A 23,648-nucleotide genomic window follows, 5' to 3' on the forward strand; every position below is an offset into this window, starting at 1 on the left:
TTTATTATTTCGCCGCCACCCGCGCTAAGGCGCGAGGAACCAGCTGGGTAAAATAGCGGACGGAGGAATCAATGATCGCTTCATCAGGATCAAAGCCTGGATGATGCAGGCCAAACTCACTTGCGCTGCCGATGCTGACAAACACCCCCGGCACATGGTGCAGATAGAAGGCAAAGTCCTCGCCGCCCATCTGTGGCGTCGCGGCGGCTTCCGCCTTAAAGCCGGCCTCGCTGGCCAGATCGAGCGCAAACTCCGCCCATTCCGGCGTATTCACCAGCGCAGGCGGACCTTCAATCCACTCCAGCTCGGCTTTGGCGCCAAAGCCGCCGGCAATGCCCTTAATCAACGCCGTGATCTTTTCAGGTATTGCCGTGCGGATAGCCGCATTGTGCGTGCGCACCGTGCCTTCCAGCTCGACGCTTTGTGGCAGCACGTTCCAGGTGTTGCCGGCGGTGAAGCGCGTCACGCTGACCACCACCGACTCCAGCGAGCTGAACGTCCGGCTCGGCAAGGTTTGCAGTGCGGTGACGATCTGGCTGGCAATCACGATTGAATCAATGCCTTCATGTGGCCGTGCGGCGTGCGCACCTTTGCCCTCAAGGCGGATCACAAAGCGGTCGACGTTGGCATAGAACGGACCGGCGCGGGTTTTAAAGCTGTTCAGCGGTAAATCGGGCGCGTTATGCATACCAAAAATTGCCTGAACGCCGTCCAGCACGCCGGCATCGATCAGCTGTTGCGCACCGTTAAAGGTCTCTTCAGCCGGCTGAAACAGGATGCGCACCCGGCCCGTCAGTTCGGCTTCCTGCTGCTTAAGCTGATGCGCCACGCCGAGCATCACCGAGGTATGGATATCATGGCCGCAGGCGTGCATCACGCCGGCATGGGTCGACGTCCAGGGATGATTCACCGCTTCATCAATCGGCAGCGCATCAATATCGGCCCGGAGGGCGATCAGCGGTTCGCCCTGGCCGATTTCAGCCACCACGCCGGTTTTCAAATCGTACGGCAGCAGGCGGATATTGCCTTGCTTCAGCCACGCGGTAATCCGTTCCGTGGTGGCGAATTCCTGATTCGACAGCTCCGGATATTGATGCAACTCACGGCGCCATTGCACCAGTTGGCTGGAGGGTAACGAAGTCATACGGCTCCTTATACGTCAGAAGGGATAAAGGGTTCGCCCAGCGTCAGCATCAGGCGGTTGGCCCAGGCAAAAAAGGCGCTGGACTGGATCACATCCAGCAGCGCCAGGGTATCCAGACCCTGCTGCTGCAACGCGACAATCTGTCCCAGCGTGGCCTGTTGCGGCGTCACGGACAGGGCAGCGGAGAAATCGATAATGGCCGCCCAGCGTGCGGACTGGCCTTCGGACAGCTTGCCGCCGGGGGCGACGCCAATCAGTTTTTCGACCGAATCGAAATCTTTCGACAGCTGGCTGGCTTTGCGGGCGTGTACCGAGGCGCAGAAGATGCAGCCGTTAACCTTACTGACCACCGCAGCCGCCAGTTCGCGGTCGGCGCGTGGCAGGCCGCCGGAGGTGAAGAAAATGCCTTTATCCGTCAGCGTGCGCTGTTCCAGCACCGGTAAATTCCGCGCCAGCAGGCGGAAATAATCGGAGTCGCTATGACCAAACTTCGCCAGCACCTGTTTCTCTTCATCCGTGAATTCCGTCAGCGGTTTGGCGGCCAGCCAGGGTTCCCAGCCGAGGTCCTGCTGGGTGAAGGCGGTCAGCGCGGTTTTGCCACTGGCGGTGGTGGCCGCCTGATGCCAGACACCTGCCACCACCGGCAGTGCGTTGGCGGTTGAGGCGTGGCCCTGCAACAGCTGTAAGCCGGCCCGCAGGCGACTCTGGAAGTTAATAAAGGCCACTAACTGTGACAGTGTCACGATGCCGCGCGCGGTCCAGCCCGCCGCCTGTAAGGCCTGCAGATGTTCAGGCGTGGCGCTGACCGGCTCGAAGGTCAGACGGTGCGCCCAGGCTAACGCCAGCTCATGACGGGGGCTGTTATCCAGTGCGCCAGCCTGCGGCTGGTAATGCGCCTGTAAAGTGGGCTGCGCATTCCATTCCGCCACCCGTGCCGCCAGGGCGAAACGTTCAGCCAGCGGGAAATCGGCATCCTGCTGGCTAAAGATCACCTCATAGCTGCCTTGCGCGTGGCGGGTTGCCGCTTCCCGCGTGTTGCGGGCCTGGGCAAGCTCAGAATCCGGCGCGATATCCGCCAGCGAAGCCAGTAAATCCGTTGCAGTGGTCATCATCATCTCCGGTTAAGGTTTCAGGGTTCTTAGCAGTGGCGCAATGTGCTCAGCAATCAGCTCAACAGAGCGCAACGTGTCGGCGTGCGGCGGTTCAACCGAATGAACCTGGAAAGAGATATCGGTGACGCGGGGCAGCACGCTGTCCTGCAAAAGCGATGCGGTGACCCGTTCCACGTTGCCGACATGGGCGTCAACCTGGCGTAAATAGTCGTCAAAACTGTCGCCGCGCAGCGGCTGACCGGAGGCCACAAACTGGGTGACCTGGGCACGAATACCCGGCTCTGCCAGCTTGCGGGCGTAGTGATCGGAGTCGGCAACAAAGGCGGTGCGGGACGCGAGGATCCTCGGCTCAACGCCGGCCGGAAGGGCGTCGAGATAGGCATCGATCATCGGGTTTTGCAGCGCATCCAGCGGCAGATTGGGCTGGTCAGCCGGGCGAGGCTGGGTGCGTGACAGCATCAGTCCATGCCCACTTTTCGCCGCGCGTACTGCGCCTTCCACCGAGAAGGTGGCAATCCACACGCGGTCCGCCAGCTGCGGCGCCGGGGGATACAGGTGATTATCGGGATGGCTGAGCGAGTCGCCACGCCAGGCACTGAGCAGCGTGTGCAGATGTTCTCCAAACACCGCACCGCGTTGTTCGAAGGTCAGGCCAAACGGCAGGAACGAGGTTGGTGTGCCGCCGGAACCCAGTCCAATCTCCAGTCGACCTTCGGCCAGCAGATCCAGCACTGCGGCATCTTCCGCCACGCGCAGGGCATTTTCCATCGGCAGCGTGATAATCGCCGTACCCAGACGGATGCGCTGGGTATGGGCAGCAACATGCGCCAGAAACAGCAGCGGCGAGGGCAAACCGCCTTCATTTTCATGGAAATGGTGCTGGGCTATCCAGGCGCTGTCGAAACCCAGCCGCTCAGCGTGCTGGATCTGCTCGGTGGCCAGGCGGTAGCGCGCGCTGGCCGGGACCTTATCCAGCAGGCGGGTGAAAAAGCCGATACGTTTAGCGGTCATGAAAACTCCTTAACCGGCGGGGAATAAACAGGGATCGCGGCCAGCAGCTCGCGGGTGTAAGCGTGTTGCGGTGCGTTAAAAATAGTGACAACGTCACCAGATTCCACCACTTCACCGGCCTTCAGCACGGTCAGGGTGTCGGCAATCTGCTGCACGGTAGCCAAATCGTGGGTAATAAACAGGTAGGTCAGGCCCTGTTCTGCCTGCAACTGTTGCAGCAGGGCGAGGATCTGCGCCTGCACCGTGACGTCCAGCGCCGAGGTGGCTTCATCCAGCACCAGAATCGACGGTTGCAGGATCAGCGCCCGGGCCAGCGCCACGCGCTGGCGTTGGCCGCCGGACAGTTCCCGCGCGCTGCGCGACAGGATATCGAGCGGCAGCGCCACCTTCTGCGTCACCGCTTCCACCCGCTGGCGGCGTTCGTCGCGGCTGAGCCGGTCAAAATTCAGCAGCGGTTCTTCAATAATGCGAAACAGCGTTTGCCGCGGATCGAGCGAGGCGAACGGGTTTTGGTAAACAAACTGGATGCGGCGTCGCAGCTGGCGCAATGATTCGCCCTGCAGGCCGTTGACCACGATACCGTCGAGGGTGATGCGGCCAGCGTCCGACGACTCAAATCCCAGCAGGATCCTCGCCAGCGTGGTTTTGCCCGAACCCGACTCGCCGACGATGGCGTGGGTGGTGCCACGGGCCACGGCAAAACTGACCTCGTTCAGCGCCTGTAACCGTTGGCTTTTCCCCAGCGCGAAACCCTTGCTGATGCGCGAGGCCTGAATCGCCGGAGCGGAGAATGAGCGCGGGCTGGCGGAATTATCAGGTTGGCGCGGACGCGGCAGGGCATCGGCAAGCAACTGGCGGGTATAAGCCTGTTTTGGCGCGCCGATCACCTGCGAGGTCGCGCCCTGTTCCTGAATCTCACCATTGCGGAACACAATAATGCGGTCGGCGCGCTCGGCGGCCAGCGCCAGGTCATGGGTGACAAACAGCACGGCGGTGCCGGACTCACGGCGTAAATGATCCAGCAGGTCGAGAATGCGCTTCTGTACGGTGACATCCAGCGCGCTGGTCGGCTCGTCGGCAATAATAATGTCCGGTTTCAGCGCCAGGGCGATGGCAATCAGCACGCGCTGTTTCATGCCGCCTGACAGCTGATGAGGATACTGGTTAACGCGCTGCTCAGGATGGCTGAGCCCGACGCGGGTCAGCAGCTCGATCGCCTGCTGTTTGCGTCCGGCGCGGTCAGAGACGCGATGCAGACGTAAAATCTCCTCCACCTGATCGCCAATGGTTTTCACCGGATTAAGCGAGTTGCCCGGATCCTGCGGCACCAGGCTGATACGCGCGCCGCGAACGCTGTCCAGCCGTCGCGACGACCACTGGCTGATATCTTCGCCGTTCAACAGGATACGACCCCCGTCGCGACGGCCATTTTCCGCCAGCAGGCCAATAATCGCCTGCGCGGTGGTGGTTTTACCTGAGCCGGATTCGCCGACCAGCGCGACCATTTCCCCTTTGTTAAGCTGGAAACTGACCTGATGCACCACCTCTTTCCAGGCTGCGCCAGTGCGATAGCTCAGGCTCAGTTGCTCAACGTTGAGCAGTAACTCGGGTTGCGAACTCATTTCCGGCCTCCTGAAAGTTGCTGGCTGATGCGGTTGGCCGCCAGCACCACGAACACCACCACCAGACCGGGGAAGGTGGTCAGCCACCAGGCGGTGGCCAGATAGTTGCGGCCTTCGGCGATCAGCAATCCCCATTCCGGGGCTGGCGGCGGGGTGCCGTAGCCGAGGAAACTCAGGGTAGAAAGGGCGAGGATCGCTTGACCAAACTGTAGCGCACCATAGGCAATGACCGGGGCCAGCGCGTTGGGTAAAATATGGCGCCACAGCACCGACAGAAAGCGTCCGCCGCTGCCAAACGCCGCTTCGACGTAATCACTGTGGCGAATGCGCACCACTTCACCGCGCGCCAGGCGGGCAAAGCTGGCGATGGAGGCAATCCCCACCGCCGTCGCTGCGTTGAGGGTGCCAAAGCCCAGCAGGATCAGCACGCTTAACGACAGCAGCAGCGAGGGAATCGACAGCAGCACGTCAACCGCACGCATCGCTACCGACTCGGTTTTACCGCCTACCGCACCGGCCAGCACGCCCAGCGCGGTGCCAAAAATTCCGCCCATGGCCACCGCCAGCAGCGCGGCGGACAACGAGTGCGACGCGCCATAGACAATGCGGGCGAAAACGTCACGACCCAGCTGATCGGTTCCCAGCCAGTGTCCGGCCTGCGGGGCCAGACGCTGCGCGCCGGCAATCCCTTCAACCGCGCTGTATGGCGTCAGTAAAGCGGGAAACAGCGCGGCGATGGCCGCCAGCAGCATCACTAACCACGCCAGCCACAGACCGGGCTGAACGTTCCAGGCCTGACGGGTGGGCGTGGGCTTTTGCCGCGCGGTGGCAAAATCAACAAGGCTCATACGGCACCTCTGGTCACGGTTTGCAGACGGGGATCGAACAGCGGCATTAACAGATCGACCAGCATATTAATCAGCACAAAGCCCAGTGCCGAAATCATCACCACCGCCTGTAATACCGCGACATCCTGATTATTCACCGCCTGTTGCGTTAACTGGCCGAGGCCACCTAAACCAAACACCGTTTCGGTGATCAGCGCACCGGCGATCAGCTCGCCCAGCAGCAGTCCGGCGACGGTCAGCACCGGCAGCATGGCGTTACGCAGTACGTGCCGCCACAACACCCAGCTTTCGCTGGCGCCTTTGGCGCGAACCACCGCCACAAATGGCCGGGTTGCCACCTCGTCGATGCTGCGTAACAGGATTTGCGCCAGCGGGGCGGAAATCGGGATTGCCACGGTGATCACCGGCAGAATCAGGCCCTGTAACGGGGAAGGGTTGATCACCGGTATCCAGCGCAACTGGAAAGAGAACAGCTGAATTAACGCGATACCCAGCCAGAAGGTCGGGATGGAGATAAACAGCACCGGCACCGATTGCAGCAGGTTTCGCAATCCCCGCAGCGCCGGAATGCGCGACAACGCGGCCAGCACAAATGCCAGCACCACCGCCAGCACAAAACCGCAGCCGGCCAGGCGCAGCGTCTCTGGCAGATTACTCTGCAACTGTTCGCTGACCGGCACGCCGGCCTGTACCGAATAGCCAAAATCGCCTTGCAGCATCGCGCCGAGGGTATGCAGATACTGCTGCCACAACGGACTGTCTGCGCCATAGGCCTGCCGCATCTCGGCGATCTGTTGCGGGCTCAGCCCCAAATCCGGGTTCTGAAACTTAATCAGGATCGCATCGCCGGGCAGCACCTGCAGCAGCACAAAGGAGAGCGTAAACGCTGCCCACAGCACCAGCACCCCATGCCCAACCCGATACAGCAGATAATGGCGCATTCAGATCTCCTTAATGCTTTTCAAGCCAGGCGCTATAAAGCGCAGGACGGCCGACCGCTTCGAACTTCACGCCCTTAAGCCATGGCGCACCGGCAAACACCTGCGGCTCTTCGAAAATCGGGATCACGTAAGCCTGCTCCAGCAGGTAGCGTTGCACATCGCCGGTCAGCTGCAGACGTTTGGCAGGGTCGATCTCGGCAGAAATATTCACCAGCAGCTGATTCAGCTTGTCATCCCGGAAGCTTTTCACCTTGTCACTCGATCCGCCTTTTTGCAGCAGCGCATCGCGGTTGGCCGGATAGAAGCTACTTTTGATCACGTCCGGATCGGCACGGCCCACTTCGGTGACGTTCAACGGCGTTTTCAGCGGGTCAAGGCTGTCCAGCGTTTTGCTGCCTGCATCACCCGCCTTCACTTTCAGTTCCACGCCGACCTGACGCCACTGCTGAGCGATAAGCTGCAGCACCTCTTTGTTCTGCGGCTGCGGCAGGGACTCGTAAACGGTCAGCGATAGCGGCTTGCCGTCTTTCTCGCGGATGCCGTTGGCGCCCGGTTTCCAGCCCGCTTCATCCAGCAAGCTTTTGGCTTTCGCCTGATCGAAGGTCAGCTTGTCGGCAAGGTTGACGTAGCCTGCGGCGGTGGTAGCAATCACCGACGTGGCCTGCGGATAGTTAGGGGAGAACAGCGTTTCCACCACCTGCTTCGAGTTGGTGGCAGTCAGCAGGGCCTGACGCACACGCAGATCGCTGACCAGCGGGTTATCAGGACGGAAGCTCAGGCTGTCGTTGACGCCACGGGTGGGTGCGGCATAAATCGGGAAGTTTTGATCTTTAGCCTGTTTCTCGTCGTAGGCCTGCACCTGGCGGATAAAATCCGCCTGACCGGCCAGCAACGCGCCGATGCGCACGCTATCCTCAGGCGTCACAATAATCTTGATGCCGTCGAGGTTCGCCGGGCCTTGCTGAGAGATGTTTGCCGGTCCCCACTGGTAATCCTTACGGGCGACCAGATCGACCTCACGACCCAGCTTCTCATCGCTGACCACAAACGGGCCGGAGCCGATGATATGGCGGGCATCGCCCAGCTGATCGAAGCTGCGCGCCAGGGTGCTGAGTGACACCAGTCCTGAACCGATGGTGGCGGTGCCTTGCAGGAAGCCGGGGGACGATTTTTTGAAATAGAACTTCACGGTCAGCGGATCGACCACTTCGCTATGATCATAATTGTTAATCACTTCTGAAACCGGCAGGCGCAGGGCTTTATTACCCAATCCGTAGGTGTCGAAGTTCTTGGCGACCGCATTGGCATCCAGCGGCGTGCCGTCGGAGAAGGTCACGCCGGGATGGAGTTTGAAGGTGTATTCGGTTTTATCGGCGTTAGTTGTCCAGCTCTGGGCAATCCAGGGTTCAACCTTGAGGGTTTCCGGATTTTGCCAGGTCAACTTGTCGGTAATCTGATTCAGGATGCCGCCGTTAGGGTAAAAACCGCCCGCCGGGGGATACAGGTTGGTGTGCGCCTGCTGCTCCAGATAAATCAGCGTGCCGCCTTTAACCGGCGAATCCGCCGCAACGGCGTTTCCACCAAACAGGGCAAGGGCAATGCTTAAAGCCAGCGGACGAGCCAGCGCCTCAGGGCGGAAAGTGTGTGGCATAGTGGGATCCTTTAACGTCAATATTTTCAGGGAAGTGACGTTAAATATCAGGCTTTAGCAGGAGCGGGGTGAACCAAGGAAATCATCTAAGGTTAATCGGCAGGCGAATATAGGCGGGATTGACGGTACGGCAGTCTTATTGTGGGCTGAAGCTGCACAAACGCTGCTTCAGCCCGGATATTCAGGGTGATACCGACGATCAGCGGGGCGGCTCTTCAGGCTCTGCGGCATATTCAACGATCAGCGTGCCGCAGTCCAACATCGCAAAGTATTTCTTCACATTTTCGGTGTTGGTTTGCGTAAAGGGGATGAACCAGTCTGAATCTGTTTTATGGATTTCGCCATCAAGGAAAGTAATTTGAGCCGCCTGAGCGGCAGACCAGGCTTTACCCTCAGACGACCAGCCATCATAGTTTTTCAGCCGGGAGCGTAAGACTACAATTTTCGCCTGTTCCGGCGTGAACTTCTGGCACTTCGCCAGATTCTCCTCGCTGTAAAGATAGTGCCCGGTGCGCAGGTAGATAAGGGCAATGACTGCCGCCAGCGGCACGGTAACTATCAGCACAATCGCCCATATCCCTATTTTTACTTTCCTGTTCAAATTCGATCCTTCACTTTTCATTTTTAACGAAGCATTTAATTGATTTATAGCAATAAAGTTTCAATCTCTATTTCATCCTAAACCGCCAGGAAGCAATAATCATCCTTCTTATCATGAAATGGAGTTCATCGAATGGCAATATCAGTTTATTTACGGGTTAGCGGCAATATTCATCAGATGATCCGACGTACCATGATTTTAATTGCCGGTATCTTATCGACGGCGTGCATGGCAGCAGCAAACGACTGGCACGCTTATATTCGGCTGGTGGAACAGGCCGACGGCAAAACGCTGCAGGCACTGCCGCAGGAGATTAACCGTATTGGCGACACCCTTGACGATCGGCAGACGGAGGCGCTGACGACCGCGCTTAGCAGGGCGCTGATTAAAGACCCTGTCGCGGTAATTACTGCAACCCGCGCGCTGGATCACAATGCCGACCCGTTAAAACAGCGTTTCGGTAGCTCGTTTATTTGCGCCATACCCGGCATGACCCACTTTACTCAACAGCAAATTGAAGCCTATTTTGCCAGGGCTGAACCGGCGCTAAAAAGGGCTGGTCCTGAGGCGGCGGGGTGCCTTGGAACCCTGCAGGAGGTGATTGAAGAGGTCAGGCAAGAAATAGCACAACATCCTGCAAGATAATCTCCCAGCCCAAACCCGGCGGATGCCGGGTTTTCTTTTCTCACATCGGCACATTTCGCTAAACCCGTTAATTGCCAAATATTCCCACCCCGCACCCGCCCATCATATTCACTTTAGCTATAAGACATTCCCTTTAAGTCCTTTCCAGTCATATCGGCTCTGCCTACTATCCCGTGTCATAAGTTTTATCAATAATGCAGCAAAAACAATCAGTTCATTTAATAAGCGATTCAATCGCCGCAGACAGACAGGCAACAGATGATAGTTTTACGCAACGTATTCAAGACCTTCAAAGGCACGGCGGGTCCGATCAGGGCCGTCGACGATGTCAGCCTTCAGGTTGAACAGGGGCAGATCTACGGCATTATCGGCTACAGCGGCGCGGGAAAAAGTACGCTGATCCGTCTGCTTAACGGGCTGGAAAAACCCACGTCGGGCAGCGTGACCATTGCCGGGCAGGATATTGCCCAGGCAAAAGGCGAAGCTTTGCGCGCGGCACGGCTGAAAATCAGCATGGTGTTTCAGCACTTTAATTTGCTGTGGTCGCGCACCGTCAGCGAAAACATCGCTTTTTCGCTGCAAATTGCCGGCGCACCGAAAGCGGCGATCCAGACGCGGGTCAAAGAGCTGATTGAGCTGGTGGGGCTGACCGGCAAAGAGTCGACCTATCCGGCCAACCTCAGCGGCGGGCAGAAGCAGCGTGTCGGCATTGCCCGCGCGCTGGCCAACAATCCCGAAGTGCTGCTGTGTGACGAAGCCACTTCGGCGCTCGATCCGCAAACCACCGATGCTATCCTCGATCTGCTGCTGGATATCAACCGCAAGCTGAAGCTGACCATCGTGCTGATCACCCACGAAATGCACGTGGTGCGCAAAATCTGCCATCGCGTGGCGGTGATGGAAGACGGTCGCATCGTCGAAGAGGGCGAGGTGCTGTCGGTCTTTACCCATCCGCAACAACCGATCACCCGCCAGTTCGTGAAGCAAACCAGCGAGTACAGCCGCGCAGACACGCCGTTCAATGCTGAACTGGTGGATGAGACGGGCGGCAGCGTGCTGAAGCTGACCTTTATCGGTCAGAGCACCCGCCAGCCGATTGTCGGCGAACTGACGCTGAAATACGCGCTGCCGTTCAACATCCTGCACGGCAAGATGACGCAAACCAGCAACGGCACCTTTGGCGAACTGTGGTTACAGGTCAACGCAAACCGCAGCCAGTTGGAGAACATTCTGCAGGACCTGCACGCGCATGGCATTACAACCGAGGTGGTCGCCAATGATTGAGTCCCTCTTTCCGCACCTGAAACTGGACCAGCTGTGGTCTGCGACCGGTGAAACCCTGTACATGACCGCGATTTCCGGCGTGGCGACCTTTGTGCTGGGAATTGTACTCGGGCTGGCGCTGTTCCTGACCGCGCGCGGCGGCCTGTTCCAGAACCGGGCGATCTATGCGCTGATCTCGGTGCTGGTCAACGTCTTCCGCTCGATCCCGTTCATCATTCTGATTGTGCTGCTGATCCCGTTCACCAAAAAGCTGATCGGCACCATTTTGGGCGCGGATGCGGCCCTGCCGGCGCTGATTGTCGGGGCGGCGCCGTTCTACGCGCGGCTGGTGGAAATCGGCCTGCGCGAAGTCGATAAAGGGGTGATTGAAGCCTCGCGTTCGATGGGCGCGCGCATCAGTACCTTGATTTTCCGCGTGCTGCTGGCGGAATCCTCGCCAGCCCTGGTGTCGGGCATCACCGTTACGCTGATTGCGCTGGTCAGTTACAGCGCGATGGCCGGGGTGATTGGCGCAGGTGGCCTCGGCAATCTGGCGTATCTGGAAGGTTTTCAACGTAACCACGGCGATGTGACGCTGGTGGCGACGGCAATGATTCTGGTGATTGTTTTTATCATCCAGTTCGTAGGTGATCTCGTGACCACACGGCTCGATAAACGTTAACTTTTAGGGGATTTACTGTGAAAAAAACACTGACACTGCTGGCTGCTGCCACTCTGGCTGCGATGAGTCTGAGCGCATGGGCTGATACGCTGACCGTTGGCGCGTCCAACGTACCGCATGCTGAAATTCTGGAGCAGGCCAAGCCAATCCTGGCGAAGCAGGGCATCGATCTGGAAATCAAACCTTTCCAGGACTACATCCTGCCAAATACCGCGCTGGCCAGCCGTGATATCGACGCTAACTACTTCCAGCACGTGCCGTATCTGAACAGCGTGCTGAAAGACCATGCCGACGACAAGACCTATGATTTTGTCAGCGCTGGCGCAATCCATATCGAGCCCATTGGCATTTACTCGAAGAAATACAAATCGCTGAAGGATCTGCCACAGAACGGCAAAGTGATCATGCGTGATGCGGTGGCGGAAGAGGGCCGTATCCTGTCAATCTTTGAGAAGGCAGGCGTGATTAAGCTGAAGCCTGGCGTCAGCAAAGTGGACGCGCGCATCAGCGACGTGGTTGAGAACCCAAAACACCTGCAGTTTATTGCTAACGTCGAAGGCGCGCTGCTGCCGCAGATGTACAACAATGACGAAGGCGATGCGGTGGTGATTAACGCCAACTACGCCATTGATGCTGGCCTTAATCCGGTAAAAGATCCGATTGCCGTTGAAAGCGGTGAAAATAACCCGTACGCCAATATCATCACCGTGCACCGTGGCGATGAAAACAAGCCGGATATAAAAGCGCTGGTCACCGTGCTGCATTCGAAACAAATTCAGGACTGGATCCGCACCAAATATAAAGGTGCCGTTATTCCGGTGAATAACTGATTCCAGGTTTTGTTTATGCAAAGGCCGGGAAACCGGCCTTTTTCACATCGAGGCGTTATGCTTCGCGGACTTAGTTATTTCTCTGGAAACCTTTGCGCTATTTCTTAATTTACCTTTCAGACGATAAGCGGAATATTTGCCAGTAGATTGCTTAACCCGCCTGACTGGAGCGCATGATGACAATACATAATGGCATTACCGAACTGGTAGGTCAGACCCCGCTATTACGCCTCACCCGCTTTTCCCAACAGCATCAACTGACTGCCGATCTGGTCGCCAAGCTGGAATATTTTAATCCCAATCACAGCATCAAAGATCGCACCGCGCTGGCGATGATCGAAGCGGCGGAGCGCAGCGGCAAGCTCAGGCCGGGCATGACGCTGGTCGACACCACCAGCGGCAATACCGGCATTGGCCTGGCCGCGATTGCCGCGGCCAAAGGCTATAAGTTTCGCGTCTATCTGCATGACAAACTTAGCGCCGAACGTTTTGCCATCCTCAACGCCTTTGGTGCGGAAATCATCCCGTTTAGCGCGGTGCCCGGCTTCGACAAGGTGATCGAAGCGAGTGACGGCGACTTTGTGGCTGCCGCCCGCTGGCTGGCCGATAACGTGATCCTGAAAGAGCCGAATATCTGCTTCACCTGCCAGTTGGAAAACCCGGCCAATCCGCAGGCCCATTTCCACAATACCGGGCCGGAAATCTGGCAACAGGCCGGAGGGCAGGTTGACGTGCTGATCGCGTCCGTCGGCACCGGCGGCACGCTGTCAGGGGCGGGACGCTATCTTAAGCAGCTTAACCCGCAGATCGCACTGATCGCCGTCGAGCCCGGCCGCTTCAGCATCCCGGACAAGGACAACCCGGACACCCGCGAGATCACCGGCGTGCATGCCTTCAGCGAGGTGCCCCCGGAGCGGGTGCCACTGACGCTCGATCGCGGTTTGTGCGATGAAGCGATTGCGGTGGAGAGCTGGCAGGCGGTGCAGACGGCGAGGGAAGTCGCCTTGTCGGATGGCATCCTGGTGGGTGAGTCCTCGGGTGCGGTGCTGTATGCCGCGCGCGAGGTTGCCCGGCGGCCGGAATATGCCGGCAAGCGGATTGTGGCGATCCTCGCGGACAGCGGCCTGACCTACCTCTCCACCGGCCTGTTCGATCCCGGCCTCAGCGTTGAACAGCTGCAGGCGGCCGCGCTGAATCGCCAGGCGGAAGCGATCGCCTGAGTCACCCCAGCCCATAAAAAAGGGCAATCAGCTGATTGCCCTTTTTGCCATTACATCAACATTATTTCTTATCCAGCGACCAGGTTGCGCTGGCAACGTTAACCTTCACCGGCAGCAGGCCAATCTGGGTAAACTTATCTGCCAGCGCCTGCTGTTCCTTAAACACTTCCGGCGTCATTCGCTCTGCGCCAAACGGCATTCTGGCAATCGCCCGCTGCCAGATCGGCTGCGGCAAACCGGTCGACGTTGACAGTATTTTGGCTGCCTCTTCCGGGTTTTTGTTGGCCCAGTCGCTCAGCGTGCCGAGCTGATCGACCACCTGTTTGGCGGTCTGCGGATAGGTATCGGCAAACTTACGGCTGGAGAGATAGAAGGTGTAATGCGGCACCAGCCCTTCGGCATTTTTGATCAAACGGGCTTTGGCATTGGTTTCCACTTCCGCGTAGTAGGGATCCCAAATCACCCAGGCATCGACCGCGCCACGCTGGAAGGCGGCACGCGCATCGGCAGGCGGCAGGTAAATGGCCTTCACGTCCTTGTAGCTTAATCCGGCATTTTCCAGCGCGCTGACCAGCAGATAGTTAACGTCGGAGCCTTTATTCAGCGCCACGCGTTTGCCTTTCAGATCGGCCACGGTTTTGATGTCTGAGTTTTCCGGTACCACAATCGCTTCGGTTTTGGGGTTAGCGGGCGAGTGCGCCAGATACACCAGGTCGGCCTGCGCCGCCTGGGCGAAGGTCGGTGGTGCATCGCCGGTGGCGGCCAGATCGATACTGCCGACGTTCAGCCCTTCCAGCATCTGCGGGCCGGCCGGGAATTCGACCCACTTCACCGCGATGCCTTGTTTTTTAAACTCGGCATCCAGCGTGCCGCGGTACTTCAGCAGCGCAAAAATATTGGCTTTCTGGAAACCGATGGTGACCTGTTTAGGGGCAGTTTCTGCCATGACGTTAAACGCCGAGGCGCTGAGTGCGGCGGCAATCAGGCCGCTCAATACGATTTTTTTCATCTTTAATCCCAGTGTTTTAAGTGGTGTTTCAGCAACATAGCAAACCGCGCGAAAACGGCTTAACGAGTAAAATTGCTTTGCTTAGCTGAAAAAATCATGGCCAGACCGCCTCACGCACCTTGATCGCGCGGGAAAGCAGGCCAAGGGCGTAGAAGCGATCCGCAATCGCCTGCTGCTGGCGAATAATGGTCAAATCCATGCGCCGCGGCTGATGGCTGCGGCGCGCCAGCGCATGGCCGAGGGACGCGGTGGACAGCCCGAGCTCAGCGGAGAGCAGCACGGCGGCCTCATCGCGGTGTGCCTCGATATACTGTCCGGTGTGTTCCAGGGCCGACATCAGCGTGTCCAGCAAATCGGCGGAATGCCCGACAAAATCGCGATGCGCCAGATAGAACTGATGGTTGTTCACCCGGCCAACGCCGTTGGCGATCACCCGCAGCTGCTCGCCGTGTTCGGCATCGCTCAGCAGCGGGTCCCACATCATCCAGGCATCGACCGCATGATGATCGCTGGGGGTCAGCGGATATTTCGGCGGGGCATAGACCACGCGCACGTCGTCCAGCGTCAGGCCCGCCTCATCGAGAATTTGCAGCAACAGGTAATGGACGTTGGAGCCTTTATTCACCGCGATGCGCTTACCGCGTAAATCGGCCGGCGTCTGCACCGGGCTGTCGTGCGCCACCAGCAGCGCCACGCTTTGCGGCGCGGCGGGTTCCCAGGCGACATACAGCAGCGGACTGTTGCTGGCCTGGGCGAACAGCGGCGGCACTTCGCCGGTGGTGCCAAAATCGATCTCGCCGTTGGTCAGCGCGTGCAGCAACTGCGGACCGGCGGGAAACTCGCTCCACAGCACGCTAACGCCGCGATCGGCAAACTGCGTTTCCAGCGTCTGCCGCACTTTCAAAATCCCCAGATTGCCAAACTTCTGGTAACCAATCCGCAGTTCGCGCTCGCTGCTGCCCAATTCGTTCGCGGTTTTGCCTGTCGCGCCGGCCACGCTGCGGCGGGCTTTAATCAGGCCCAGATGGCCAAGATGGGTGCGCAGCGTATTGCGGCTGATGCCCAACAGGGTAGCGGTTTGCAGCTGGTTGCCCTGGCTCAGTTCAAAGGCATTGCGCACCAGCGAATCCAGCACCCGCTGATAAAGCGGGCTGTCATTTTCTACCAACTGCTGGCGTAAGAACGCATCCAGCGAATCGTCATCATGGGGCAGCGAGGTCAGATTAGCGGCGCTGAGCCGCAGCTGCTGCGGCGTAATCAGCGGCTCTCTGCTCAACAGCACCGCATTGTGCAGGGTGTTTTCCAGCTCGCGGATATTGCCCGGCCAGGCATAATCCATCAGCGTGCCCAGCGCTTCCTCACTGAGGCGCAGCTGCGGACGGCCCAGCCGCCGGGCATACAGCGTTAAAAAGTGATCGGCCAGCAGCGGAATATCTTCCCGCCGCTGGCGTAACGGCGGCAGCGCCACCGCCGCGACATTTAGCCGGTAATAGAGGTCTTCACGGAAACGACGTTCACGAATGGCATGCGCCAGATCCACATGGGTGGCCGCCACCATCCGAACGTTGACCTTTACCGGGCGACGCGATCCCACCCGCGTCACTTCGCGCTCCTGCAACACCCGCAGCAGCTTCACCTGCAACGGCAGGCTAAGCTCGCCGATTTCATCCAGCAGCAGCGTGCCGCCTTCCGCCGCTTCAAACCAGCCCTGATGACGATCTGCCGCGCCGGTAAAGGCGCCTTTCTCATGACCGAACAGTTCGGATTCGGCGAGGCTTTCGGTCAGCGCACCGCAGTTAACCGCCAGGAACGGCCGGTCGCGTCGCGGGCTGTGATGATGCAGATAGCGCGCCACCACCTCTTTGCCGGTGCCGGTTTCCCCGACGATCAGCACCGTGGCGTCGGTCGGCGCCAGGCGGTCCAGAACGCTCTGGAAGGCAATAGAAGCAGGATCAATTAACACCGGGCCGTGGGTTTGCATCGGGGATCCCTCACATTAAGCGGAACGGAAACCATACCTTCAGACGCGGGCGATAACGAGGGGGTGACCGGCCGGTTTGCTGCAAATGCAGCAGACGGTCATCAGTGGCTGTTGCATTTGCAGCAAAAAGGGACGGGGATCTTAAAATCTAACCCATTGAAAAATAATAACAATGGCAGGATTAAATTGTGGCATGGTTCCTGCTATGGTCTTTATAACCAAACGAGAATAATCAATACAATAAATTCAGATATCGTTATATAGGAAACGGATAATGAGCGACGCAGCGCAGGACAATCTCAACGTATTTTGGTTTTTACCGACCCACGGCGATGGCCGTTATCTCGGCACCACCGAAGGCGGAAGAGCCGTCGATCTGCCGTACCTGCAGCAGGTGGCGCTCGCCGCCGACAATCTGGGGTATTACGGCGTACTGATCCCCACCGGCAAAAGCTGCGAGGATTCCTGGTTAGTGGCCTCCGCGCTGGCGCCGATCACCAAACGGCTGCGCTATCTGGTCGCGGTGCGTCCCGGCTTACAGCCGCCGAGCCTGGCCGCGCGGATGGCCGCCACGCTGGATCGCCTGTCGGAAGGGCGTCTGCTGATCAACGTGGTGACCGGCGGCGATCCGGTAGAAAACAAGGGCGACGGCATCTTCCTCAGCCACGCCGAACGATACCAGGTCACCCGCGAGTTCCTCGAAGTCTATTCGCGCCTGTTAAAGGGCGAGAAGGTCGATTACCACGGCGAGCATATCCGCGTGGAAGGGGCTGAAGTGCTGTTCCCGCCGGTGCAGGAAGACGGTCCGCCGCTGTTCTTTGGTGGTTCTTCGGAAGAAGCGCTGGAGGTGGCCGCCAACCAGATCGATACCTATCTGACCTGGGGCGAACCGGTTGAACAGGTGGCGGAGAAAATCGCCGTGGTGCGTCAGCGCGCTGAAGAGCGGGGCCGCACGCTGGATTACGGCATTCGTCTGCACGTGATTGTGCGGGAAACCGAAGAAGAAGCCTGGGCCGCCGCCGACAAGCTGATTGCCCACCTTGATGATGACACCATCGCCGCCGCGCAGAAGATCTTCTCGCGGATGGATTCCACCGGACAGGCCCGCATGAGCGCGCTGCACGGCGGCTCGAAAGACGGGTTGCGCATCGCGCCTAACCTGTGGGCCGGCGTTGGCCTGGTGCGTGGCGGAGCGGGCACGGCGCTGGTAGGCAGTCCGCAGCAGGTGGCGGATCGTATTCGTGAATATCAGGCACTGGGCATCAAAAACTTTATCTTCTCGGGCTATCCTCATCTGGAAGAAGCGCACCGCTTTGCGGAACTGGTGATGCCGTTGCTGCCGCTGGCCAGCAATGCCGAGAAGCGCCAGCGTACCATCAATACCGGACCCTTTGGCGAAACCATCGGTGGCGATCGCCGTCCGGGCAAACAGGGAAACTGAGTCATGAGCGATCGGCAGATTGTCATTATCGGCGGCGGCTTTACCGGCACGGCGCTGGCTGTCCACCTGGCGCGGTTGGGTCACGCCGGACTGGAGGTGACAATTATTGAACCGCGCGCCCAGCTGGCTCAGGGGGTGGCCTATGGCACCATCGATCCGGCGCACAGGATTAACGTGCCGGCGGCCAGAATGCAGCTTTCGGCGGCGGAAGAAGGGGACTTTGACCGATGGTATCGTGCCTCGGCCGCTTTTCAGATCGATGCCAAAGCCTTGTGGCAGGACGGCAAGGTCTATCCGCAGCGCGGCCAGTTTGGCGCTTACGTGGCAGGCAAGCTGGCTGAGGCGCTGAACACCTCGGCGGTGCGGGTGACCCATATTCAGGATCGGGCGATAGCGCTGCAAAACGGCGAGGTGCTGACGGCGTCCGGCAAAAAATACCGCGCGGATGACGTGGTGCTGGCGGTCAGCCATCCGCCGCCTGCGGTGCCGGCAAAACTTCAGCAGGCGCTGGCCGGGCATCCTGCGCTGATCGCCAATCCGTGGCAGGCCGATGCGCTGAGCCAGGTGGCTAAAGACGATCGGGTGGCCATTATCGGCTCCGGTTTAACCATGTCGGACGTGGTCGCCTCGCTGCATCGTCAGGGGCATCGCGGCAGCATCGTCGCCTTCTCCCGCCGGGGTCAGCTGCCGCGTCCGAATATCACCGGTGACTTTGCGCCGCGACCACTTGATTACCAGCAACCGCAGGCCGCGACCGCACTCGGCTGGTTGCGCCGCATCCGCCAGGAAGTCCGTCTGGCCGCCGCCGAACAGCAGCCGTGGCAGCTGGTACTGGACGATATTCGCCTCAACGGTCAACGCCTGTGGCAACAGCTGCCGCTCAGCCAGCAGCGCAGTTTCCTGCGCCATCTGCGGCCGTGGTGGGATGTGCATCGCTACCGCATTGCACCACAGGTCAGCGCGGTGCTGACGCGACTGCTGCACAGCGGGCACCTTCAGGTGCTGGCCGCCAGCCTGCAACAGGTGGCGGTCGATAACGACACGGTGATCCTGAGCCTGAAGCGACGCGGCCAGGCACAGGCCGACAGCGTGCAGGTCGACCGGCTGATTGTCACCACCGGCCCGGCCCACGGCGCACTGTTAAGCAGTAATCCGCTGCTACAGCAGTTGGCGACGGAAGGGCTGATTAAGGCCGATCCGCTGGCGATGGGGATCGCTGTCGATGCCTATTCCCGCACCCTGAACCGCCACGACCAAAGCAATCCCCACCTTTACGTCGTCGGGCCCGCCGCGCGCGGCCGCTTCGGTGAATTAATGGGCTTACCGCAGGTTGCTGAACACGCCGAATCCCTGGCGCAGCAGCTGCTGGGGATCGCTTCCCGGTCCGACGGCGAGCGATGTCCCCCTTCCTGAACCGCTGATTTTTCCTGAAAAAAATATCCTTTTACTGAGTGCCGGAACGGAAGGGCGAGCCCTTGCCGTGCCTGCTATGGAGTCTGCTATGTCATCGCAACGTGAAATTCGCCTGAACGCTTTTGATATGAACTGTGTCGGTCACCAGTCTCCCGGCCTGTGGGCGCACCCGCGCGACCGCTCGTGGGAATATAAGGATCTGGCCTACTGGACCGATTTGGCCCGCCTGCTGGAAAGAGGCAAGTTCGACGGACTGTTTATTGCCGACGTGCTGGGGGTGTATGACGTGCTGGACGGCAACAACCATGCCGCGATCCGCAACGCGACCCAGGTACCGGTTAACGATCCGCTGGCGCTGATCACCCCAATGGCGTTAGTCACCGAACACCTTGGTTTTGGCCTGACCGCCTCGCTCTCCTTCGAGCATCCTTACCCGTTTGCCCGCCGTATTTCCACGCTGGATCACCTGACCAAAGGTCGCATCGGCTGGAACATCGTCACCTCGTATCTGGAAAGCGGGGCAAAGAATATCGGTCATCAGAGCCAGACCGATCACGATGCGCGTTATGACTATGCCGACGAATATCTGCAGGTGGTGTACAAGCTGCTGGAAGGCAGCTGGGAAGACGATGCGGTGGTACGCGACCGCGTGCGCGGCATCTTCAGCGATCCGACAAAAATCCACCCGATTAACCATCAGGGCACCTTCTTCCAGGTGCCGGGCATTCACCTGTGCGAACCGTCGCCGCAGCGCACGCCGGTGCTGTATCAGGCCGGAGCCTCCAGCCGGGGCAAGCAGTTTGCTGCTGAGCATGCCGAGTGCGTGTTTGTTGCCGCGCCATCAAAAGTGCTGCTGAAGAAAACCGTGGCGGATATTCGCCGTCGCGCGGCGGAGGCCGGCCGCGATCCGCGCAGTATCCTGATTTTTAACCTGCAAACGGTGATCGTCGGTGAAACCGACCAGGCAGCGCAGGCGAAGTGGGAAGAGTACAAAAAATACGTCAGCTATGAGGGCGCGCTGGCGCTGATCTCCGGCTGGACCGGGATCGATTTTGGCCAGTATCAGCCGGACCAGGTACTTAAACACCTGCACACCAACGCCATCCAGTCGGCGGTGGAAACCTTCTCCACCGCCGATCCGGATCGTCAGTGGACGGTGCAGGCGCTGGCCGACTGGGTGGGGATTGGTGGTTTTGGCCCGCTGCTGGTGGGCAGTGCAGAAACCGTCGCCGACGAGCTGCAAAGCTGGGTGGAAGAGACCGATGTCGATGGCTTTAACCTCGCCTACGCCGTCACTCACGAAACCTTCACCGATGTGGTGGAGTTGCTGATCCCGGAGCTGCAAAAACGCGGCGTCTACAAGAAGGACTATCAGCCGGGCACCCTGCGCGAAAAACTGTTTGGCCAGGGCGACCGTCTTGCAGCGCCGCATCCTGGCGTGGGCTATCGCCGCGTGTCGGGCGACGTGCCGCAGCCGGAGAGTGAGGTGCTCAATGATTGAAATCTCTGAGCTGAAAAAACACTATCCCGCGCCGGGCCGGAAAACGGTGGAGGTGTTGAAAGGCATCTCGCTGACCGTGCCGCCGGCGTCGATCACCGCCGTGGTCGGCCCGAGCGGCGCGGGAAAATCCACGCTAGCGAAGTGCATCAGCCTGCTGGAAAAACCCTCGTCGGGCAGCATCCGGGTCAATGGCGAGGATCTGTCGCAGCTGTCGGGTGACGCGCTGCGCGCCAAACGCCGGGCCATTGGCACCGTGTTTCAGTCGTCAGCGCTGTTGCAGCGTAAAACCGCCTGGGAAAACATCGCGCTGCCGCTGGAGTGGCTCGGCGTGGTGCCCGGTGAAATCAAACGCCACGTCGGGCAGCTGCTGGACAGCGTCGGCCTGAGCGATAAAGCCAACGCCTTTCCGGCGCAGCTGTCCGGCGGCCAGCGCCAGCGTGTCGGGATTGCCCGCGCGCTGGCGCTGAAACCGTCGGTGCTGCTGGCCGATGAAGCCACCTCGGGGCTGGATCCGCAGGCCACCAGTTCAATCCTCGCATTGCTGAAACAGCTGCGCGATCGCTTTGGTCTGTCGATTATTTTGATCACCCATGAAATGGACGTGGTGCGCAGGGCGGCGGATGCGGTGGCCGAAATCAGCGACGGACGGCTGGTGCAACAGGGCACCCTGAGCGATCTGCTCTCCAGCCCGCAGTCGAGCCTGGGACAACGGCTGTTTCCGCTACAGCCGCTGGAGGCGTCGGGGGATATTCTGCTGCAGCTGACCTATGGCGATCGCCCCCTAGCCACCGACTGGATCAGCCAGCTTAGCCAGCAATATCAGCTGCACATCGATCTGCTGGCGGCACACGTTGAGCAGGTGGGCGAGCGGCTGGCAGGGCGGATGCGCATCGCCGTGCGCTTTGGCGCGCAGCGGCCCCGCCATCAGGTGCTGATCCAGCAGCTTTATCAACTGGGTATCAATGCCGAAATTCTCGATCTCCAGCCCGCATTGCAGGAGGCCGGATGAAACCCGCAGACGTAATGAGTCATGACACCCCGTGGCGCGATATCCACACCCTGATGCTGCCGGCCTACGGCGAAACCTGGCTGATGGTCGGCATCGTGATGCTGTTTGTGGTCACCTTCGGCGGCCTGTTGGGCATCGTGCTGTTTAACACCTCAAAGCGCGGATTGTTTCCGCATGTGGCAATGAACCGTAGCCTGAGCTGGATAGTGAACATGGGACGCTCACTGCCGTTTCTGGTGCTGATGGCGGCGATCATTCCGTTCACCTTCTGGCTGACGGGTACCACCATCGGCATCCCTGCGGCGGTGATCCCAATGATTGTTGCCGGTACGCCGTTCTTTGCCCGGCTGGTGGAAACGGCGCTGCGCGAGCTGCCGGCTGACGTCACCGCCGTGGGGCTGGTCTCCGGCGGGTCGACCTGGCAAATCATCCGCCGGGCGCAGGTCAGCGAAGCCTTGCCCGCCATCGTTGCGGCTATCGTGCTTAACCTGATCTCGATGATTGAGTACTCGGCGATTGCCGGCACCATCGGCGCAGGCGGTATCGGTTATCTGGCGGTGGTCTACGGCTATCAGCGCTTCGACAACCACATCATGATCGCCACCATTCTGGTGCTTATTGCCACCATTCAACTGATTCAGTTTACTGGCGACCGCCTGGTTGCCGCACTTCAACCTTCTCAGGGATCCTGACCATGTCGCAGCACCAGTTTGAAATCAGAAAAAAGAAAAAATGGCCGGGCGTTGTCGCCGTGGTGGTAGTGATTGTCGTGGCGGGCGTGGCCTGGCATCTGCTGGCGAAAAAGAGTGACGCCGTCACCTTTACCGACACGCTGAAGGTCCATTTTGAACCGGCGATGGCCGGCGAAGAGCGCATTATCCAGTACGTCGGTCAGCATATCGCGCCGGATTATGGCATCAAGCTGGAAGCGGTGGGCTTGCAGGATCCGGTGCAGGCAGACCGCACGGTGGCCGACGGCCAGTATGCCGCCACCGTCTATCAGCATCAGTGGTGGTTAAAGCAGGTGGTCGACGCCAACAAGTTTGCTTTAACCCCGGCGCTGCCGATTTTCCAGTGGGCATTTGGCATCTACTCCGATCGCTATACCTCGATTAAGGATTTACCGGAAGGCGCGGAAATTGTGGTGCCCAATGACGGTGCCAATCAGGGCCAGGCGCTGTGGTTATTGCAACGCATCGGGCTGATTGGTCTGGATCCGACGGTGGAGCCGCGAATGGCGCAGCTTAAGGATATCAAAACCAACCCGCATAATTTCAAGTTCAAGGAGCTGGACCTGTTAACCATGCCGCGCGCATTGAACTCGGTGGATGCGGCGATTGGCTACGTGTCCCAGTTTGACGCCGGCAAAGTTCCGCGTGAGAAAGGGATCCTTTTCCCGCCCGCGCCGAAAACCTTTGCCTCGCAGCTGGTGATTGGCACGCCGTATCTGGACGACGAGAACATCGTCAAGCTGAAGAAGGCCTTTGCCGACCCACGCTTGCAGCAGTGGCTGAAAGAGACCAATGACCCGTTAGTGAAAGGTGTGCTGGTGCCTGTTTCGGCAGAATAATCGCGCGCGTTTTAACCCTGAATCACCGGATAGGCCTTTGGCTTTTCCGGTTTTTCTGCTTGTCAAAAAAACATGAATATCTTATTGATTTTTATGGTTTTATAATGATTATTTGTTGTTTGTCCCCGCCGCAAGATCCTTCTATAAACAGCTC

The 23,648-nt window shown here is 59.2% G+C and carries 21 protein-coding genes; 11 read left to right on the forward strand and 10 right to left on the reverse strand.

Annotated features, from left to right (window positions below; genetic code table 11):
* Positions 1 to 4: 4 nt before the first annotated feature.
* The 8 genes from EBC_RS12090 to EBC_RS12125 form a co-directional block, all read right to left on the reverse strand.
* The gene (locus EBC_RS12090; RefSeq protein ID WP_013202076.1) at positions 5 to 1,144 is read right to left on the reverse strand and encodes an amidohydrolase; all 1,140 of its coding nucleotides are present in this window, start codon (positions 1,142 to 1,144) and stop codon (positions 5 to 7) included.
* Between the two features lie 8 nt (positions 1,145 to 1,152).
* Complete coding sequence (locus EBC_RS12095) at positions 1,153 to 2,253, reverse strand: alkylhydroperoxidase domain protein (protein ID WP_013202077.1); 1,101 nt, start codon at positions 2,251 to 2,253, stop codon at positions 1,153 to 1,155.
* Positions 2,254 to 2,265: 12 nt separating this feature from the next.
* A complete protein-coding gene (locus EBC_RS12100; protein WP_013202078.1) occupies positions 2,266 to 3,267 on the reverse strand; it encodes a putative FMN-dependent luciferase-like monooxygenase in 1,002 nt (333 codons plus the stop codon).
* Positions 3,264 to 4,889 carry a dipeptide ABC transporter ATP-binding protein gene (locus EBC_RS12105; RefSeq protein WP_013202079.1) on the reverse strand — a complete coding sequence of 542 codons (1,626 nt, stop codon included), beginning with the start codon at positions 4,887 to 4,889 and terminating at the stop codon, positions 3,264 to 3,266. The genes EBC_RS12100 and EBC_RS12105 overlap by 4 nt, the downstream gene beginning before the upstream one ends.
* On the reverse strand, positions 4,886 to 5,737 hold the full coding sequence (locus EBC_RS12110) for an ABC transporter permease (protein ID WP_013202080.1): 852 nt from the start codon (positions 5,735 to 5,737) through the stop codon (positions 4,886 to 4,888). The genes EBC_RS12105 and EBC_RS12110 overlap by 4 nt, the downstream gene beginning before the upstream one ends.
* The gene (locus tag EBC_RS12115; RefSeq protein WP_013202081.1) at positions 5,734 to 6,678 is read right to left on the reverse strand and encodes an ABC transporter permease; all 945 of its coding nucleotides are present in this window, start codon (positions 6,676 to 6,678) and stop codon (positions 5,734 to 5,736) included. Before EBC_RS12115 ends, EBC_RS12110 begins: the two co-directional genes overlap by 4 nt.
* A gap of 10 nt (positions 6,679 to 6,688) precedes the next feature.
* The gene (locus EBC_RS12120) at positions 6,689 to 8,329 is read right to left on the reverse strand and encodes a TIGR04028 family ABC transporter substrate-binding protein (protein ID WP_013202082.1); all 1,641 of its coding nucleotides are present in this window, start codon (positions 8,327 to 8,329) and stop codon (positions 6,689 to 6,691) included.
* A 199-nt stretch (positions 8,330 to 8,528) separates the two neighbouring features.
* A complete protein-coding gene (locus EBC_RS12125; protein ID WP_013202083.1) occupies positions 8,529 to 8,930 on the reverse strand; it encodes a hypothetical protein in 402 nt (133 codons plus the stop codon).
* 132 nt (positions 8,931 to 9,062) lie between these two features.
* Between EBC_RS12125 and EBC_RS12130 the strand changes: the two genes are divergently transcribed.
* The 5 genes from EBC_RS12130 (at position 9,063) to EBC_RS12150 (ending at position 13,570) form a co-directional block, all read left to right on the forward strand.
* Entirely contained in the window at positions 9,063 to 9,575 is a 513-nt protein-coding gene (locus EBC_RS12130; protein WP_013202084.1) for a hypothetical protein, read from the forward strand.
* Between the two features lie 258 nt (positions 9,576 to 9,833).
* A complete protein-coding gene (locus EBC_RS12135) occupies positions 9,834 to 10,859 on the forward strand; it encodes a methionine ABC transporter ATP-binding protein (protein WP_013202085.1) in 1,026 nt (341 codons plus the stop codon).
* On the forward strand, positions 10,852 to 11,520 hold the full coding sequence (locus tag EBC_RS12140) for a methionine ABC transporter permease (RefSeq protein WP_013202086.1): 669 nt from the start codon (positions 10,852 to 10,854) through the stop codon (positions 11,518 to 11,520). The genes EBC_RS12135 and EBC_RS12140 overlap by 8 nt, the downstream gene beginning before the upstream one ends.
* Before the next feature lie 17 nt (positions 11,521 to 11,537).
* Positions 11,538 to 12,350: a MetQ/NlpA family ABC transporter substrate-binding protein gene (locus tag EBC_RS12145; protein ID WP_013202087.1), complete on the forward strand. Its 813-nt coding sequence runs from the start codon at positions 11,538 to 11,540 to the stop codon at positions 12,348 to 12,350.
* Positions 12,351 to 12,526: 176 nt separating this feature from the next.
* The gene (locus tag EBC_RS12150; RefSeq protein WP_065762066.1) at positions 12,527 to 13,570 is read left to right on the forward strand and encodes a PLP-dependent cysteine synthase family protein; all 1,044 of its coding nucleotides are present in this window, start codon (positions 12,527 to 12,529) and stop codon (positions 13,568 to 13,570) included.
* 61 nt (positions 13,571 to 13,631) lie between these two features.
* Here the strand turns inward: EBC_RS12150 and EBC_RS12155 are convergent, their stop codons facing one another.
* Together EBC_RS12155 and EBC_RS12160 are read right to left on the reverse strand one after the other, a co-directional pair.
* Entirely contained in the window at positions 13,632 to 14,579 is a 948-nt protein-coding gene (locus EBC_RS12155; RefSeq protein WP_013202089.1) for a sulfonate ABC transporter substrate-binding protein, read from the reverse strand.
* Positions 14,580 to 14,673: 94 nt separating this feature from the next.
* Complete coding sequence (locus EBC_RS12160) at positions 14,674 to 16,560, reverse strand: sigma-54-dependent Fis family transcriptional regulator (protein WP_013202090.1); 1,887 nt, start codon at positions 16,558 to 16,560, stop codon at positions 14,674 to 14,676.
* Positions 16,561 to 16,834: 274 nt separating this feature from the next.
* On the opposite strand from EBC_RS12160, the gene ssuD reads away from it, so the two are divergent.
* The 6 genes from ssuD to EBC_RS12190 all read left to right on the forward strand — a co-directional run bounded on the left by ssuD (position 16,835) and on the right by EBC_RS12190 (position 23,494).
* The gene (gene ssuD, locus EBC_RS12165; protein WP_013202091.1) at positions 16,835 to 18,001 is read left to right on the forward strand and encodes an FMNH2-dependent alkanesulfonate monooxygenase; all 1,167 of its coding nucleotides are present in this window, start codon (positions 16,835 to 16,837) and stop codon (positions 17,999 to 18,001) included.
* A gap of 3 nt (positions 18,002 to 18,004) precedes the next feature.
* Positions 18,005 to 19,414, forward strand: coding sequence for an FAD/NAD(P)-binding protein (locus EBC_RS12170; RefSeq protein ID WP_013202092.1), 1,410 nt, complete (start codon positions 18,005 to 18,007; stop codon positions 19,412 to 19,414).
* Between the two features lie 88 nt (positions 19,415 to 19,502).
* On the forward strand, positions 19,503 to 20,915 hold the full coding sequence (locus tag EBC_RS12175; protein ID WP_013202093.1) for an LLM class flavin-dependent oxidoreductase: 1,413 nt from the start codon (positions 19,503 to 19,505) through the stop codon (positions 20,913 to 20,915).
* Positions 20,908 to 21,924 (forward strand): methionine ABC transporter ATP-binding protein, encoded by a 1,017-nt coding sequence (locus tag EBC_RS12180; protein WP_013202094.1) that lies wholly within the window; start codon positions 20,908 to 20,910, stop codon positions 21,922 to 21,924. Before EBC_RS12175 ends, EBC_RS12180 begins: the two co-directional genes overlap by 8 nt.
* Entirely contained in the window at positions 21,921 to 22,616 is a 696-nt protein-coding gene (locus EBC_RS12185; RefSeq protein ID WP_013202095.1) for a methionine ABC transporter permease, read from the forward strand. Before EBC_RS12180 ends, EBC_RS12185 begins: the two co-directional genes overlap by 4 nt.
* A gap of 2 nt (positions 22,617 to 22,618) precedes the next feature.
* Entirely contained in the window at positions 22,619 to 23,494 is an 876-nt protein-coding gene (locus tag EBC_RS12190) for a MetQ/NlpA family ABC transporter substrate-binding protein (protein ID WP_013202096.1), read from the forward strand.
* Positions 23,495 to 23,648: the final 154 nt, after the last annotated feature.

Source organism: Erwinia billingiae Eb661 (assembly GCF_000196615.1).
In the GTDB taxonomy this organism is placed as follows: domain Bacteria; phylum Pseudomonadota; class Gammaproteobacteria; order Enterobacterales; family Enterobacteriaceae; genus Erwinia; species Erwinia billingiae.